This window comes from Rhodobacter sp. SGA-6-6, from assembly GCF_011043545.1.
Classification (GTDB): Bacteria; Pseudomonadota; Alphaproteobacteria; order Rhodobacterales; family Rhodobacteraceae; genus Pseudogemmobacter.
Genome location: NZ_JAAKGP010000008.1, coordinates 1 through 15,278, shown reverse-complemented (window position 1 = coordinate 15,278; position 15,278 = coordinate 1). Strand labels below are relative to the sequence as shown.

General features: G+C 68.7%; 17 protein-coding genes and 3 pseudogenes. 8 read left to right on the top strand and 12 right to left on the bottom strand.

The features are described from left to right. Positions 1 to 65 precede the first annotated feature (65 nt). The 5 genes from G5B31_RS14880 to G5B31_RS14860 all read right to left on the bottom strand — a co-directional run bounded on the left by G5B31_RS14880 (position 66) and on the right by G5B31_RS14860 (position 5,885). Positions 66 to 641 carry a sarcosine oxidase subunit gamma gene (locus G5B31_RS14880; protein ID WP_165018987.1) on the bottom strand — a complete coding sequence of 192 codons (576 nt, stop codon included), beginning with the start codon at positions 639 to 641 and terminating at the stop codon, positions 66 to 68. Next, the gene (locus G5B31_RS14875; protein WP_165018986.1) at positions 634 to 3,645 is read right to left on the bottom strand and encodes a sarcosine oxidase subunit alpha family protein; all 3,012 of its coding nucleotides are present in this window, start codon (positions 3,643 to 3,645) and stop codon (positions 634 to 636) included. The genes G5B31_RS14880 and G5B31_RS14875 overlap by 8 nt, the downstream gene beginning before the upstream one ends. After that, positions 3,642 to 3,965 carry a sarcosine oxidase subunit delta gene (locus tag G5B31_RS14870; RefSeq protein WP_165018985.1) on the bottom strand — a complete coding sequence of 108 codons (324 nt, stop codon included), beginning with the start codon at positions 3,963 to 3,965 and terminating at the stop codon, positions 3,642 to 3,644. Before G5B31_RS14870 ends, G5B31_RS14875 begins: the two co-directional genes overlap by 4 nt. Positions 3,966 to 4,087: 122 nt before the next feature. Next, a complete protein-coding gene (locus G5B31_RS14865) occupies positions 4,088 to 4,432 on the bottom strand; it encodes a hypothetical protein (RefSeq protein WP_165018984.1) in 345 nt (114 codons plus the stop codon). Between the two features lie 205 nt (positions 4,433 to 4,637). Further along, positions 4,638 to 5,885, bottom strand: coding sequence for a sarcosine oxidase subunit beta family protein (locus G5B31_RS14860; RefSeq protein WP_165018983.1), 1,248 nt, complete (start codon positions 5,883 to 5,885; stop codon positions 4,638 to 4,640). 204 nt (positions 5,886 to 6,089) lie between these two features. Here G5B31_RS14860 and ccmI point away from each other — a divergent pair, with 204 nt between their 5' ends. Genes ccmI through G5B31_RS14845 form a run of 3 tightly spaced genes read left to right on the top strand, consistent with a single transcriptional unit; the run spans position 6,090 to position 8,019 of the window. Next, positions 6,090 to 7,307 (top strand): c-type cytochrome biogenesis protein CcmI, encoded by a 1,218-nt coding sequence (gene ccmI / locus G5B31_RS14855; RefSeq protein WP_165018982.1) that lies wholly within the window; start codon positions 6,090 to 6,092, stop codon positions 7,305 to 7,307. Continuing rightward, positions 7,304 to 7,780: a Holliday junction resolvase RuvX gene (gene ruvX, locus G5B31_RS14850; RefSeq protein WP_165018981.1), complete on the top strand. Its 477-nt coding sequence runs from the start codon at positions 7,304 to 7,306 to the stop codon at positions 7,778 to 7,780. Before ccmI ends, ruvX begins: the two co-directional genes overlap by 4 nt. Further along, positions 7,777 to 8,019 carry a DUF1289 domain-containing protein gene (locus G5B31_RS14845; protein ID WP_165018980.1) on the top strand — a complete coding sequence of 81 codons (243 nt, stop codon included), beginning with the start codon at positions 7,777 to 7,779 and terminating at the stop codon, positions 8,017 to 8,019. Before ruvX ends, G5B31_RS14845 begins: the two co-directional genes overlap by 4 nt. A gap of 65 nt (positions 8,020 to 8,084) precedes the next feature. Here G5B31_RS14845 and G5B31_RS14840 read toward each other — a convergent pair whose 3' ends face one another. The 3 genes from G5B31_RS14840 to dusA all read right to left on the bottom strand — a co-directional run bounded on the left by G5B31_RS14840 (position 8,085) and on the right by dusA (position 11,135). Then, complete coding sequence (locus G5B31_RS14840; protein WP_165018979.1) at positions 8,085 to 8,843, bottom strand: hypothetical protein; 759 nt, start codon at positions 8,841 to 8,843, stop codon at positions 8,085 to 8,087. Further along, positions 8,837 to 9,652 (bottom strand): sulfite exporter TauE/SafE family protein, encoded by an 816-nt coding sequence (locus tag G5B31_RS14835; protein WP_165018978.1) that lies wholly within the window; start codon positions 9,650 to 9,652, stop codon positions 8,837 to 8,839. The genes G5B31_RS14840 and G5B31_RS14835 overlap by 7 nt, the downstream gene beginning before the upstream one ends. A 487-nt stretch (positions 9,653 to 10,139) precedes the next feature. Further along, on the bottom strand, positions 10,140 to 11,135 hold the full coding sequence (dusA, locus tag G5B31_RS14830) for a tRNA dihydrouridine(20/20a) synthase DusA (RefSeq protein WP_165018977.1): 996 nt from the start codon (positions 11,133 to 11,135) through the stop codon (positions 10,140 to 10,142). Between dusA and G5B31_RS21240 the strand changes: the two genes are divergently transcribed. Further along, positions 11,121 to 11,441, top strand: coding sequence for a hypothetical protein (locus G5B31_RS21240; protein ID WP_240904434.1), 321 nt, complete (start codon positions 11,121 to 11,123; stop codon positions 11,439 to 11,441). The genes dusA and G5B31_RS21240 overlap by 15 nt on opposite strands. Before the next feature lie 494 nt (positions 11,442 to 11,935). Here the strand turns inward: G5B31_RS21240 and G5B31_RS14820 are convergent, their stop codons facing one another. Together G5B31_RS14820 and G5B31_RS14815 are read right to left on the bottom strand one after the other, a co-directional pair. Continuing rightward, a complete protein-coding gene (locus tag G5B31_RS14820) occupies positions 11,936 to 12,259 on the bottom strand; it encodes a type II toxin-antitoxin system RelE/ParE family toxin (protein WP_165018976.1) in 324 nt (107 codons plus the stop codon). Beyond that, the gene (locus G5B31_RS14815) at positions 12,256 to 12,510 is read right to left on the bottom strand and encodes an antitoxin (protein WP_165018975.1); all 255 of its coding nucleotides are present in this window, start codon (positions 12,508 to 12,510) and stop codon (positions 12,256 to 12,258) included. The genes G5B31_RS14820 and G5B31_RS14815 overlap by 4 nt, the downstream gene beginning before the upstream one ends. 299 nt (positions 12,511 to 12,809) lie before the next feature. On the opposite strand from G5B31_RS14815, the gene G5B31_RS14810 reads away from it, so the two are divergent. Next, the gene (locus tag G5B31_RS14810; protein WP_165018974.1) at positions 12,810 to 13,007 is read left to right on the top strand and encodes a hypothetical protein; all 198 of its coding nucleotides are present in this window, start codon (positions 12,810 to 12,812) and stop codon (positions 13,005 to 13,007) included. Next, a pseudogene (locus G5B31_RS21525) lies at positions 12,959 to 13,201 on the top strand (hypothetical protein); the annotation flags it as partial. The gene G5B31_RS14810 and the pseudogene G5B31_RS21525, both read left to right, overlap by 49 nt. A gap of 242 nt (positions 13,202 to 13,443) precedes the next feature. Here G5B31_RS21525 and radC read toward each other — a convergent pair. Together radC and G5B31_RS14795 are read right to left on the bottom strand one after the other, a co-directional pair. Beyond that, positions 13,444 to 13,752 (bottom strand): annotated as a pseudogene (radC, locus tag G5B31_RS14800) (DNA repair protein RadC); the annotation flags it as partial. Continuing rightward, a pseudogene (locus G5B31_RS14795) lies at positions 13,749 to 14,108 on the bottom strand (ArdC-like ssDNA-binding domain-containing protein); the annotation flags it as partial. The pseudogenes G5B31_RS14795 and radC, both read right to left, overlap by 4 nt. 277 nt (positions 14,109 to 14,385) lie before the next feature. Here G5B31_RS14795 and G5B31_RS14790 point away from each other — a divergent pair. Together G5B31_RS14790 and G5B31_RS14785 are read left to right on the top strand one after the other, a co-directional pair. Beyond that, positions 14,386 to 14,688: a DUF1778 domain-containing protein gene (locus G5B31_RS14790; RefSeq protein ID WP_165018972.1), complete on the top strand. Its 303-nt coding sequence runs from the start codon at positions 14,386 to 14,388 to the stop codon at positions 14,686 to 14,688. A gap of 3 nt (positions 14,689 to 14,691) precedes the next feature. Beyond that, positions 14,692 to 15,201, top strand: coding sequence for a GNAT family N-acetyltransferase (locus G5B31_RS14785; RefSeq protein WP_205911958.1), 510 nt, complete (start codon positions 14,692 to 14,694; stop codon positions 15,199 to 15,201). The last annotated feature ends 77 nt before the right edge of the window (positions 15,202 to 15,278 follow it).

Genomic DNA, 15,278 nt, shown 5'->3' with positions numbered 1-15,278 from the left:
CACACGGAATGCGGCGCGGACCTGCCCTCTGCGCCAACGCACAGGGGCAGGCTGCGGTTCCGCCCTCAGCCCAGTTCGCTGCCCGCCATGGCGGAATGGCTGAGCAGCCCCATGACATAGCCCGCGACCGAGCGGAAGGAGACCAGGGTATAGCCGCCCTCGCCGGCCCAGAAGGCGCCCGCCACCTGCGCCACGCGGGTGCGGCGCAGCTCGCCCGGCTCCAGCCTGTCGATGTCGGCGGGGCAGAGCTTGGCCAGCACCTGGCCGGCCTTCTCGCCCTCGATGCGGAAGACCGCGCGGGCGTCGGAGACGTCGACGGCGAGGGCGTGCTCGCCCTTCAGCGCCTGTTCCAGCGCGGCCAGGGCGGTGGAGACCTCGGCATAGGGCAGGATCAGCAGGAATTCGTCCGGGCTCATCCAGCCGCAGCCGCGGCCGGTATCGGCCGGGCCGGACCATTCCATCCGCCGGACGGCGGGAAGGCCGGTGCCGACCGCGGCCTTGACCGCCTGGTCCAGCCCCTTGGTGCCGGGCTTGGCGCGCAGCGTGATCATGCCCAGGGGGCCGATCTCGCGCACTTTCGCAAAGCCGTCGAACGAAGCGCCGCCGAGGGCGGAGACGGGTTTCGCGGAAAGATCAGACATCCTGCTTCTCCCCTTTCGGATCCAGGAACACCGGGTTCACCACCCGCGCCTTGGTGGTGCCGCCCGACATGCGGGTGAACTCCACCACCTCGTCCATCCGCGCCGGGCCGTTCTTCAACAGGCCCATGGCGATTCCCTTCTTCAGCGTCGGGCTGTAGTAGGTGGAGGTCACCCGGCCCTGCACGTTGCGCTGGCCGTTGCCGTTGACGCCTTCTTCCGGGACATAGGCGCCGTCCTCGATGACGGAACCGTCCAGAGTCTCGAAGCCGACCAGCTTCCAGCGGTCGGGGCTGGCGAGGAAGCTGCGCTCCTGTCCGCGCTTGCCGAGGAAATCGGCCTTCTTCTTCGAGATCGCCCAGTCGAGGCCCAGGTCCTGCGGGATCACCGTGCCGTCGGTCTCGTCGCCGATCATGATGAAGCCCTTTTCGGCCCGCATGATGTGCATCGCCTCGGTGCCGTAGGGCATCACGCCGTAGTCGGCGCCGGCCGCGATCAGCGCCTGCCACAGCGCAAGGCCGTGGCTGGCGGGGACGGCGATCTCATAGGAAAGCTCGCCCGAGAAGCTGATCCGGTGCACCCGCGCCGGAAGGCCGCCCAGATGCCCCTCGACGAAGGTCATGAAGGGCAGCGCCTCCTTCGAGACGTCCATGCCGCCGAGCTTCTCCAGCACCTTGCGGGCGTCGGGGCCGGCGACGGCGATCTGGGCGTATTGCTCGGTGACATTGGCGGTGAAGACCTGCCAGTCCCACCATTCGCATTGCAGCCAGTCCTCCATCCAGCCATGGATGCGGTCGGCGCCGCCCGAGGTGGTGTGGCAGAGCCAGGTGTCCTCGGCCAGCCGGACCACCACGCCGTCGTCCGACAGGAACCCCTGCTCGTTGCACATCAGGCCATAGCGGCACTTGCCCACCGGCAAAGTGGACATGACGTTGGTGTAGAGCATGTCGAGGAAGCGGCCGGCATCCGGCCCCCGGACCACGATCTTGCCGAGGGTGGAGGCGTCCAACATCCCCACCTTCGCCCGGGTGTTCAGGATTTCCCGATGCACCGCCTGTTCATGCGTCTCGCCGGCGCGCGGGTAGCAATAGGGCCGGCGCCAGAGGCCCACGGGCTCCATATAGGCGCCCTGCGCCTCGTGCCATTCGTGCATTGGGCTGCGGCGCAGCGGCTGGAAGATCTCGCCCCGCGACTCGCCGGCCAGCGCGCCGATGGTGACGGGCGTGTAGGGCGGGCGGAAGGTGGTGGTGCCGACGGCCGGGATGTCTTCATGCAAAGCATCAGCAAGAACGGCCAGACCGTTGATATTGCTGAGCTTCCCCTGATCCGTCGCCATGCCGAGCGTGGTGTAGCGCTTGGTGTGTTCGACCGAGGTATAGCCCTCGCGCGCGGCCAGCTGCACGTCCGACACCTTCACGTCGTTCTGGTAGTCCAGCCACATCTTCATCTTCAGCTTCGGCCCGGCGCCCTGCGGCATGATCCAGACCGGCTCCATCGCCGCCTCTTCCACCGGATCGGCCTTGCCGAGCGGCGTGGTCCTGCCCTTCAGACCCAGGGCCTTCACCGCCGCCACGCCCTGCTCGGCCGCATCGGACAGCGCCTCGGCCGCGGAAAGCGCGCCATTGGCGGCCCCGGCCGGGATGACCATCGGGCTGCCGTCATGGGTGATTGGCGGACGGGCGGGATCGGGGCGGAACATGTGGTGGCGGCGGTCCCAGTGCAGCTTGCCGCCGCAATGGCTCCACAGATGCACCACCGGCGACCAGCCGCCGGACATGGCGACGGCATCGCAAGCGATCTCGTCCAGCACCGCGCCCTCGCCGGCCTGCAACCCGATGCAGACGCCGGTCACGCGCTTGCCGCCCTTGACCTTGACCACGCCGCGCCCCGTTTCGATGCGGATGCCCATGGCCCGCGCCTGCGCCGGCAGCGCGCCGGTGACCTGCGCCCTTGCATCCACCACCGCCGCAACCTCCAGCCCCGCCCCCTTCAAGGCGAGGACGGTGCGGTAGGCGTCGTCGTTGTTGGTGACGACCACGGTGCGGTCGCCGGGCGAGACCGCCCAGTTCACCACATAGTCGCGCACGGCGGAGGCCAGCATGACGCCGGGAATGTCGTTGCCGGCGAAGGACAGCGGCCGCTCGATCGCACCTTGCGCCGACAGCACCTTGGCCGCCCGGATGCGCCAGAGCCGCTTCTTCGGCCGCCCGTCGCCGGGGGTATGGTCTGCCACCCGCTCCTCGGCCAGCACATAGCCGTGGTCGTAGGAGCCGAAAGCCATCGTCCGGGCCTTCAGCGTGACATTCTCCATCTTTCCAAGCGCTTCCAGCGTGGCGTCGATCCACGCTTCTGCCGGCGCCCCGTCGATGACGTCGCCGTCCACCGGCGCGCGGCCGCCCCAATGCGGCGTCTGCTCCAGCAGGATCACCCGCGCCCCGGCCGCCCCGGCGATCAGCGCCGCCTGCAGCCCGGCGATGCCGCCGCCGACGACCAGCAGGTCGCAGAAGGCATAGGCCTGCTCGTAGCGGTCCTCGTCCCGCTCCTTCGGCGCCTTGCCGAGACCGGCGGACTGGCGGACGATGGGCTCGAACACATGTTTCCAGAACGGCCGCGGGTGCATGAAGGTCTTGTAGTAGAACCCCGCCGGCAGGAAGCGCGCGGCGTAGTTGTTCACCACCCCCACGTCGAAGTCCAGGCTGGGGAAGTGGTTCTGGCTGGTGGCGGCCAGCCCGTCGAACAACTCGGTCGTGGTCGTGCGCTGGTTCGGCTCGAACCGGCCGCCCGCACCCATGTTCACCAGCGCGTTCGGCTCCTCGGCGCCGGAGGCGACGATGCCGCGCGGGCGGTGATACTTGAACGACCGCCCGACCAGCATCTGATCGTTGGCCAGCAGCGCCGCGGCCAGCGTGTCGCCGCGGAACCCGCGCATCCGCTTGCCGTTGAAGCTGAACTCCATCGCCGCCGTGCGGTCGATCAGCCGCCCGCCCTTGGAAAGCCGCGTGCTCATTTGTAGCCCTTCCAGTCAGGCCGCCTGGCCCGGATCTTCTCCACCAGGTCGGCGGGGGGTTCGCTGGTCTGCGCCGGATAGGTGCCGAAGACCTCCAGCGTCGCGGTGTCGCGCGCGGCGAGGAACCACTTGCCGCAGCCATAGGCATGGCGCCAGCGCTCGAAATGCACGCCCTTGGGGTTCTTCCGGGCGAACATGTAGGCCTCGAATTCCTCCGGGGCCGAGCCGGGGCCGAAGCGCTTCAGATGCGCCTCGCCGCCCGGGGCAAGCTCGGTCTCCTCGGCCTTGACGCCGCAATAGGGACATTCAAGCAGCAGCAACGCGGCCTCCTTTTCCTTCCGGATTTTCGCCGAAAATCCGGCCCTGCATTTGCGCACGAAGAAGGGCCGGGAGGCGCGAAGCCCCCCGGCCCGGATGGACGGTCGGTCCCTTGCGGGACAGGTCAGTCGGCAGGAGCCGCGTCCTCGGCGGGAACGCCGGGAACAGCCGGGTCGCCGACATCGCTGCCGGCGCCGTCAGCCGGGGCACCGGCATCGGGAGCGGGCGTCGACGGCACGGCGTCAGGCACCACCGGCTGCGCCGGCTCGGTTGCCAGCGGCTGGGTCGCCGGTTCGGGCGTTGCCGGCACGGTGGCAGGCTGGTTCCCCGAGAACAGGGCGATGGCGCCGATGACGATGGCGACGATAACGACCAGAGCGGCGATGAGACCGCCGTTGCTGGTGTCGGTGGTGCGCACCTCGCGGTATTCGCCCGGCCTGCCGGTGATGCGATCTTGTTCGTAGGCCATTGCTTCATCTCCGTTGTTGCGGACGATGAAGGAACGGCTGCGCGGAAGGGATGGTTCCGCCCGGCGGCGGGACCGGCGGAAATCCGGCGATCCGGCGGCCGCCCGTCCGCGGAAAACCGCGCGCGCAGGCCGCGACGGCCCGCCCCCGAGGTTTCACCGAAAACCCGGAGCCCGCGATTTTTCGTCGAAAAATCGGAGTTCCGCATCAATGCGCCACCCCGGCGGCCACCGACTCGTCGATGAACTTGCCTTCCTTGAAGCGCCACATGTTGAATTCGGCAGCCAGAGGCCCGGGCTCTCCCTTCGCCATCAGCTCGGCCATCGCCCAGCCGGAGCCGGGAATGGCCTTGAAGCCCCCCGTCCCCCAGCCGCAGTTGATGAAGCAGTTCCCCAGCGGCGTCTTCGAGATCAGCGGCGAACGGTCGCCGGTCATGTCGACGATGCCGCCCCATTGCCGCAGCATCTTCAGCCGGCTGAGCATCGGGAAGGTCTCGACCAGCGCGCGCAGGGTTTCCTCGATATGGTGCCAGGACCCGCGCTGCGTGTAGTTGTTGAAGCCGTCGGTGCCGCCGCCGATCACCATCTCGCCCTTGTCGGACTGGCTCATGTAGCCGTGCACGGTGTTGGCCATGACGACCACGTCCATGCAGGGCTTGATCGGCTCGGAGACCAGCGCCTGCAGGGCCACCGCCTCGATCGGCAGCCGGAAGCCCGCCATCTCGGCCAGCTGGCCGGAATGGCCGGCGACGACCATGCCCAGCTTGCTGCAGCCGATGAAGCCCTTGGTGGTGTCGACCCCGGTCACCACGCCGTTTTCCGACCGGACCCCCTTCACCTCGCAGTTCTGGATGATGTGCATTCCCATGTCGCTGCACGCCCGGGCATAGCCCCAGGCCACCGCGTCATGCCGGCCGGTTCCGCCGCGCGGCTGGTAGAGCGCGCCGAGCACCGGATAGCGCGGCCCGCCGATGTTCATGATCGGCACCAGCTTCTTCACCTCGTCCGGGGTGATCCACTTCGTCTCCACCCCTTGCAGGAGGTTGGCATGGACGGTGCGCATGTAGCCGCGGACCTCGTGATGGGTCTGCGCCAGCATCAGAAGGCCGCGGGGGCTGAACATCACGTTGTAGTTCAGGTCCTGGCTCAGCGTCTCGTAAAGCTGCAGCGCCTTGTCGTAGATCGCCGCCGAAGGGTCCTGCAGGTAGTTCGAGCGGATGATGGTGGTGTTCCGCCCGGTGTTGCCGCCGCCGAGCCAGCCCTTCTCGATGATCGCCACGTTGCGGATGCCGTGGTTCTTGCCCAGGTAATAGGCCGTCGCCAGCCCGTGGCCGCCCGCACCGACGATCACCGCGTCGTATTTCGCCTTCGGCTCGGGCGCGGCCCAGGCCTTTTCCCAGCCCGTGTGGTAGCGCATGGCCTCACGGGCGATGGCGAAAACCGAATAGCGTCTCATATGCGTCTCCCGGTGCAGGATCTGGCTTTGTCATGGAACGGGGCAAAGCTTTATCCCCTCCCTCCAGCGGCACAATCGGGAAAATTGCGACATGGGGCGGATCGGGGGCCGAAAGCCGCGCCGCCCCTGCGGCACCAGGACCCTTTTGCCGGCGTCGCCGAAGGGCTACATCGGGCGGGAAACGGGCAAGGCGCGGGCGGGCGGATGGAGACTTTCTGGTTCTGGACGGTGGCGGCGGCGATGGCGGTGCTGGTCGCCGCTTGGCTGGTCCGCGGCCTGATGCGCGGCGATGCGGCCGCGCCGGCGGCGGCGCAGGACATCCAGGTCTACCGCGACCAGCTGGCCGAGGCCGACCGCGACCTCGCCCGCGGCACCCTGACCGAGGCCGAGGCCGCACGGGTGAAGACCGAGATCGCCCGCCGCCTGCTGGAGGCCGACCGTGCGCTGAGCGCCGCCGCCCCCGGCGCGCCCGCGCGGATGCCATGGGCGGCGATGGCGCTGGTGCTGGCGGCGATGGCCGCGGCGCTGGCGCTTTATTCCCGCGTCGGCGTGCCCTGGTATCCCGACCTGCCGATCCGCGAGCGCCTCGCCATGGCCGATGCGGCGATGGCCGGCCGCCCCTCGCAGGCCGAGGCCGAAGCCGCCGCCGCGCCGCCGCCGCCCGCCCAGCCGGATGCCGAGTTCCTGGCGCTGATGGAGAAGCTGCGCGCCGCCGTCGATCCGGCCACCGCCACCGACCTGCGCGGGCTGGACCTGCTGGCGCGGAACGAGGCCACGCTGGGCAATTTCATCGCCGCCAAGGCGGCACAGGCCCGGCTGGTGGAGGTGAAGGGCGAAGAGGCCACCGCCGAGGATTACGCCACCCTGGCCGAGATGATGATCCTCGCCGCCGGCGGCTATATCTCGCCCGAGGCCGAGCAGGCGCTGATCGCGGCGCTGGAGCGCGACCCGCGCGACGGCATGGCGCGCTATTTCTCCGGCCTGATGTTCGCGCAAGGGGGCCGCTTCGACCGCGCCTTCGCCTTCTGGCGGCCCTTGCTGGAGGAAAGCCCGCCCGGCGCGCCCTGGGTCGGGCCGATCCGCGCCCAGATCGAGGATGTGGCGATGCGCGCCGGCATCCCCTACCAGCTGCCCGATGCCGCCTCCGGCCCGACCATCGAGGACATGGAGGCCGCCGCCGGAATGACGCCGGAAGAGCGGCAGCAGATGGTCGAGGGCATGGTGGCGCAGCTGCAGGAGCGGCTGACGACCGAGGGCGGCAGCGCTGCGGAATGGGCGCGGCTGATCGCGGCGCTTGCCACGCTGGACCGCAGGGACCAGGCGCAGGCGATCTACGACGAGGCGAAGACGCGGTTCGCGGGCCGCGAGGGCGACCTCGCCGCGCTGGCCGAGGCCGCCGCCGCCGCGGGGCTGGCGCCGTGATCTGCGACGACATCGCCGGTTTCGCGGCCGCCCTGCCCGCTTCCGGCGCCATCGCCGGGCTGGACTACGGCGACAAGACCATCGGCATCGCCATCTCGGACCTGCGCCGCCGGGTCGCCACGCCGACCACCATCCTCCGCCGGGTGAAATTCACCGAAGACGCCGCCCGGCTGATGCAGATCCTGGCCGAGCGCGAGATCCGCGGCCTGGTGCTCGGCCTGCCGCTGAACATGGACGGCACCGCCGGTCCGCGGGTGCAATCGACCCAGGCCTTCGCCCGCAACCTGACGCGGCTGACCGACCTTCCCATCGCCTTCTGGGACGAGCGGCTTTCCACCGTCGCCGCCGAAAGGGCGCTTCTGGAGGCGGATGCGTCTCGAAAACGTCGCAAAGAGGTGATCGATGCGGTGGCGGCAGGATATATCCTGCAAGGAGCGCTGGACCGCATGGCATGGCAAGGAAACGGGTCGTGAAGGACGAGGATGTCTGGAAACGCGACGAGATCCAGTCGCCCTGCATCAAGCTTTGCGTCGTCCACCCGGAAGAACGCATCTGCGTCGGCTGCTATCGTTCCATCGCCGAAATCTCCGGCTGGTCGCGGATGACGGCCGCGGAACGCGCCGCGGTGATGGCCGAGCTTCCCGCCCGCGCCCCCCGCCTGGCGAAACGCCGCGGCGGCCGCAGCGCCCGCCTGCCCCGCGCGGCGGAGTAGCCCCCTTCCTTATGCACCCGCCGGACACCCCGATTTTTCGCCGAAAAATCGAATCTTCCCGTGTGTCAGGGCAGCCGCATCCACTCCGCCACCGATCCCAGCAGCGGCCGGAAATAGGCCACCATCCGGCCCTCCTCCGGCGCCTCCTCCTCCTCGGCCCAGGGGGCGACGCCGTGGATCAGGTGGCGGTGCAGCAACACCGCCTGTCCCGGGGCGGAGGGCAGTTCCACCCGGGGGCAGCGCCGGAACACCTCGGCCCGCGCCGCCTTGTAGGCCGCCGTCAGGTCCAGATCGCCCCAGCCTTCCGGCGGATGCCCGGAAAAGGCCGCCGCCAGCGCCCGGCGCACGATCTCGTGGCTGCCCTCCCAGACCACCAGCGGCGCGGCGCCCGGCGCGCAGGCGTTCAGCGGCAGACCGAGGATCCAGCCGTGCGGTTCCTTCACCATTCGCTGCCGCCGCGGCCCCACCGGCAACAGCCCGTCCAGATGCGCCGCGTCCCGGCGCAGGCGGAAGCCCCAGGCCGCCGCATCCTCCTCGGCCGAGGGCTGCGGATAGCCGGGCCGGACGGTCGACAACTGCGCCCGGTGCAGCGGCAGCGGCTCCAGCGGCAAGGCGCCCCAGGGGAAGGCCGTCTCGCCCATGCGCCCATCCGGCCCGTTCGGCAGCGCATCGACGCCGACGAACCAGGTGCCGCCGCAGCGCCAGGGCTCGGCGCTTGCCGCCAGCGCCGCCCGCGCCACCGGCAGCGCCGCCGCGGCCCAGGCGGCGATCCGCGGGTCGGGGCCGATCCTCCGCCAGCCCGCCGGGCCGATCCCGGCTACCACAGCACCTTCCGCAGCATGTTCAGCGCCACCAGCGTCAGAAACACCGCGAAGGCGCGCTTCAGCGGCTTCGGGTTCATCGCATGGGCCAGCCGCACCCCCCAGGGCGTGGTCATCAGCGTGGTGCCGATCACCACCAGGAAGGCCGGCCCGTTCACCGCCCCCAGCGTCCAGGGCGGCGCGCCCTCGGCCCGGACCATCAGGAACCCCAGCACCGCCGGCACCGCGATCAGCACGCCGAAGCCCGAGGCCGTCGCCACCGCCCGGTGGATCGGCATCCCGAACAGCGTCATCAGCGGCACCCCGAAGGTGCCGCCGCCGATCCCCATCAGCGCCGAGAAGAAGCCGACGCCGGAGGCCATCGCCCCGCGCAGGGGCTCGCCCGGCATCGTCTGCCCCAGCCGGGCCGAGTCGCGCCCGAAGGCCATCCACAGCCCGGCCAGCCCCGCCAGCACCCCGAACACCGCCTGCAGGGCGGCCGAGGGCACCCGGGACGCCACGAAGACCCCCACGGCGGAGGAGGCCACCAGCCAGGGCCCCCAGCTCTTCAGCACCGTCCAGTCCACCGCCCCCTTGCGGTGATGCGCCGAGACCGAGCGGATCGAGGTGACGACGATGGTGGCCAGCGAGGTGGCGACGCAGACCTGCATCACCTGCCCGCCGCCGTAGCCGAGCGCGGTGAAGGCGTAGAAGAAGGCCGGCACCAGCACGATGCCGCCGCCGACGCCGAGAAGGCCGCCGACCACCCCGGCGAAGCCGCCGATCACGATCAGCGCCAGCAGCATCGGCAGCAGGGTGGACAGCTCGGTCATCGCGGCACCTCCGGGTTGCCCCTGCTTAGCCGCCCGGCGCGCCGGGGGCCAGAGGGGGACGGAAAATGCCGGGGGCGAGGGGTCGGGCTTCGGGTAGGAGTTCCATGCGCAACGGAGCGGCGGGACGGTGAGCTGGTCAGAGGGCTCCTCACCTCCGCGGGCTTTTTTTTGGCGAAGGCGCGTGCCTTCGCCACAGCACGACGCTTCCCCTTGTCCGGCCGGGCCCCAAAGGCCCGGCCAGCGCCCGCCCGCCTTTTGGCGGGCGCTTCACGCCCGCCCGGTCGGGCGCTGGCCTCTCCCGGTCTCGTGTCGCCACCGTCTCCGGGTGCAACCCTTTCGCACGGGCGGGGGCGAGGCAGCGCCTCGCCTGATCCCGCCCGACCGAGCGTGGACACGGCCAGAACCTGTATCGTGCGGGAGGACGAACCGCCCAAGAACCGCAGACCAAGCTGCACCATCGGTCGCGACCGGCCGCAGGGAGGCCCCCCTACCCCGCCAGCCGCTCCGTCTCGCCCGTCACCCGGGCCAGCGCACGTTCCACCACCTCCACGCCGGCGCCGCCCCGGCCGGCCTCGGCCGACAGCACCTGCCGCCAGCCGCGCGCGCCGGGCAGGCCGTGGAACAGCCCCAGCATGTGCCGCGTCACCTGATGCAGCCGCCCGCCGCCCGCCAGATGCGCCTCGATATAGGGCAGCATGGCGCGCACCACCTCTTCCCGTGCAGGCGCATGGTCCATACCCCAAAGGCCGTCCGCCCCGATCAGCACATGGCCCGGGTCGTGATAGGCCGCCCGGCCGATCATCACCCCGTCCAGCCCCTGCGCCAGCAGGTCGCGGGCCTGCTCCAGCGAGGTCACCCCGCCGTTCAGGCAGATGGTCAGCTCGGGGAATTCCCGCTTCATCCGCAGCACCAGCGGGTGGTCCAGCGGCGGAATCTCGCGGTTCTCCTTCGGCGACAGGCCCTGCAGCCAGGCCTTGCGGGCATGGACGATGAAATGCCTGACGCCCGCCGCCGCGACGGTCTCCAGGAACCGCGGCAGCACCTCCTGCGGGTCCTGCTCGTCCACGCCGATCCGGCATTTCACCGTCACCGGCACGTCGCTTTCCCCCCGCATCGCCGCGACGCAGTCGGCCACCAGCGCCGGCCGCTCCATCAGCACCGCGCCGAAACAGCCCGACTGCACTCGGTCCGAGGGGCAGCCGCAGTTCAGGTTGATCTCGTCATAGCCCCAGTCCCGCGCGATCCCCGTCGCCCGCGCCAGCTCCCCCGGGTCCGAGCCGCCGAGCTGCAACGCCACCGGATGCTCCTCCGCGCCGAAATCCAGCAGCCGCGCCTTCGGCCCATGGATCACCGCCGGGGCCGTCACCATCTCGGTATAGAGCATCGCCCGGCGGGTCATCCGCCGGTGGAAGACCCGGCAATGCCGGTCGGTCCAGTCCATCATCGGGGCGACGGACAGTTTATATGATTGATTTTCCTGCATTTTTATAGTATCTTCGCCGAACTGCGCCCCGATATCCCCGAAATTCCCCAGATCGCGAGCGAGACATTCCTTCGCCGCGACGATGCCCGCAAATGGACCCGTCAAGCCGAAACCCTGGTCGATCAGGGACTGCCGCCCAACCGATCGCCCGTCGCCCGCCTGCACACCTTCGGTGATCTGGTCGACCTTCATATAGCCGATATCTGCGCCGTAGGGAAACCACCCCGCAGGAGCAAGGCCGCCACCCTCGCAACTCTGAAGGGTGATCTCGGCAAGGAGAAGATCGGTCACCTCGCCACAAGCTGATCGACTACGGCCGCAAGCGTGCGGACCAGGGGGCCGGTTCGTTGACGTTGGACATCGACATCGGCGTGATCAAGATGATCCTGACCATGCCGCTGCCGTCCATGGGCTGGAGATTTCACCGGAGCCAGTCGATCTGGCCCGCGTTGCGCTGAAGCGCCTCGGGTTGATCGGCAAGGGTGTCGAGCGGGACCGACGTCCGACGATGGCCGAATTGAACCGCCTCTTCCGGTGCTTTGACGGCAATGCACGTCTGACGCTGCCCATGTCGCGCATCGTGCAGTTCGCGGTCGCAACCGCCTCGACGTCGACCGCCGCATGTTGCTGATCCGCGACCGCAAGGATCAGGGCCATGAAGACGGTCCGAGCATGGGGCACCGCTCTCCAGCGCCATATTCCGGCGAGAAAGGAGAGAGCCAATGCCCATCTGGCCACGCCCGCAGTGCAGGGGGTGAAGCCAACAACAGGAATCCACGGCCGATTGCGCGGAGCCGGGGCTAGTTCTCGGGCCTGTTCAGGCGGTCGGCGAGCCGGACCATCAGATCCATCCGTTCGTGCAGAACCGCGACGATCAGGGCTGGTGCGTCGTCCCGTGGCAGGCAGAAGACATAGTGGTGCTCGCAATGCGCCATGCGCAACGCCGGATAGAGTGCGCTCATGTCCCGGAACCTCGTGGGATTGCCAGCCAGCCGGATGATGCCCTCTTCCAGATCGGCCATATAGCGGCTGGCCTGGGCGGTTCCCCAGGTCTCTCTCGTATAGCGGATGATGCCCCGGATATCCTCGGCAGCATCCTCCGTCAGGATGTAGATGCGGCTCAACCCCGGCCGCCTCCGGCCAGGTCTTCGCCGAGAAGATCAGCAATGCCTTTCGAGGTGACCTTCCCGGCCAGGCCGTTCTGAACGCGGGTCTTCAGCAGATCCCGCAGGTCCTGCCAGGCCCGGTCGGCATCTTCGTCCCCAGGAAACAGCCGCTCGATCGCATATTGCTTGATCGTCTTGCCCTCCAGCGCCGCCAGGGCCTTCAGGCTCTGGTGCTGCTGCTCGGTCATGTCGATGGTGAGACGACTCATGCGAAGCTCCTCGGGTTGCCCACAAACCCACATTAGCACATAGTGGCATCCCAGCCAACCGCGCCGCAATGGCGGTTTCACACATATTCGCAGGATGTCGGTCGAACACCAAGACCACCCGTTCGGCGGAGAAATCGGCCCGCGCCAGAGATCGTTGCCCGCATGGGGGTAAACTGCACTGCAGGCTCCCGTCCGCAGGACCAGAGCCCGGTTCCAGCTTGGCCGGGAGGCACCCGAACAAAGCGTCATAATAGGCGAGCACGCCCGCCGACCATCGCTCTAAGGCAAAGCCGTAGGGCGTGGTCGAATGGATGGATGTCTTCGGCTTCGTCATCCCGGTGACCTGGGGCGATCCGGCGGCCGAGTATTTCGCCATCCGCAACGATGTCGCGGTGATCGAATTCTCGATGCTGCTGAAATACGATGTCACCGGCCCAGGCGCTACCGAATGCGTCGACCGGGTCTTCTCGCGCAGCGTGCTGCCGGATCGGGTGTGACCGTTCGCGAGTGCCGGTCGGACTATGCCCAAATCTCGGTGCAGGGGCCGAAGTCGCGAGCGCTGCTGCAGGGGCTGACGGGGGAAGATTTCTCCAACGCTGCGCTGCCCTATTATTCCTTCCGCACCGATGTCTCCATCGCCGGTATCCCGATGCAGGTTAGCCGCCTGGGGTTTACCGGCGAACTCGGCTACGAGCTTCTGCTGCCGGTCGAAGAAACCCCGCGCCTTTGGACCGCGCAGCTTGTTGAAGGGAATGTCGCGCGAGGTCGCGAGGGTGATCTTCTGAACGGCATTTGCCATGTCGGTTCTCCGCGACGGGCGGCCGAGACCCACTCTCGCCCCCTGACCCGTCGCAGACCTCCCAGCCCTCCTCTTTCTGGCCTGCGGGGTATCGCGGGCTTCCCGCGGGGCGAGCCGACTGACCTGCCAACCCGTCACCCCAGATCGCCGCGCTGGCGCAGGCTGACCTCCCGGCCCGCGCCGGTGATGATATGGTCATGCAAGGTGATGCCGGGGATCCTGCATCCCTTCTCGATGTCCCTCGTCATCGCCAGATCGGCGGCGGAGGGTTCCGGATCCCCGGCGGGGTGATTGTGGACGAGGATCAGCGCCATGGCGCCGAGCGCGAGGCTGCGCTTCAGCACTTCCCTCGGATAGACCGGAACGTGATCGACCGTGCCGATGGCGAGGCATTCATCCGAGACCAGCCGGTTCTTCCGGTCGAGATAGAGGACATGGAAGCGCGGCGCTTCTCCTCCTCGGGGGTGAAGCGGTCGGCATAGACGACAGTGGTGCCGCGCTCACCCTTGCGGACAGAGCCGCCGAGCGACTGCGCCTGGCGGAAGGTGAACCAGCCTTGGCCGGGATAGCCATGCTGGACCATGGCGCCCCAGAGGATCAGGATGTTGATGCCGCTGTAGCTGCGGCCGGTGCTGGCGTTCCGCGGCAGGCCGAGGGGTGCCACGGCAGCGGCCTTGCCCCAAGGCTGGACCCAGGGAAAACGCCCGGCCTCCAGCTCGGCGATGATCCTGCCGGTGATCTCGTTATAGAGGCTGGTCCGGTCGGAGCCGAAGCCTAGGCTGCGGTCATGTCTCGACATCGCGGTTCTCCGCGACGGGCGCCGGAGACCCGCTCTCCAGCCCTCAACCCGTCACGGCAAACCCGGCCCGCACTCTGCCTCTAAGGGGGGGGCGTTGCCGGGGTCCTCCCCGCAGAAGGGGGTGTACCGGCAACGCAGCGCCGGCCCAGGGGGAAAGCTTTCCCCACCGACGTGACCACTAGCCGATCAACGAAATCTACCTAGTTCTCTGGCTGGCCCGCATCTTGATTTCTCCGGCCATTGGCCGTACATATTCCCGATAGATCGGAGATCAAAAATGGCCGAAGCAGCAAAGAGGTCAACGACCGGCCGCGTCCGGGGTGAACGCCTCGAGACACGCGTAACCGCCGACCAGAAGCGTCTGATCGAACATGCCGCCGCCCTGCAGGGCCGATCCTTGACGGATTTCGTCCTGACCAGCGTCCAGGACGCTGCACGTCGGGCCATCGAGGAACATCAGCATATGGAGCTTTCGCTGCGGGACAGCCAAGCATTCGTCCAGGCCCTGATCGAACCGCAGCCGGTCAACGCGCGGCTGCGCGACACCGTTCGCCGCTATCGCGAGAGAACAGGCGTCTGACGCGTGGGGGGAACGGATGATATCCTGCGGGTCGAGCTTCTCGGCCCGCAACATGACCGATCAGGGTTCGCAAGCGGTGTAGAGCCGCTCGATCGTTACTTCCGGATGCAGGCCGGACAGGACGCCCGGAAGAAGATGGCGGCGTGCTTCATCCTTGTGCTGCAGGATGGCGGCATCGCCGGATACTATACGCTCTCGTCGACCGCGGTGCAGCTTCCCGAACTGCCGGAGACCGTGGTCCGCAAACTGCCACGCTATCCTCTGATCCCGGCGATCTTGCTGGGGCGCCTTGCGGTCGATCAGCGCTACCAGGGCAGAGGTTACGGCCGGTTTCTGCTCGCGGATGCACTCTATCGGTCCCTGCGCAGCGAGATCGCATCCTTCGCAGTGATCGTGAACGCCAAGGACGAGAATGCGAAGCGCTTCTACGAGCGCGAGAGCTTCCTGCCGTTTCTGGACCAGCCGATGAAGCTGTTCCGGCCGATGTCCGATATCGAGGCGTTGTTCAGGTGAAGGAGATTTCCGGCCGCAGCAGCCCGGCCCGGCCAGTGGGAGCCTTGCCCTTCCTATCTCCGGTCAGGTGATTGATG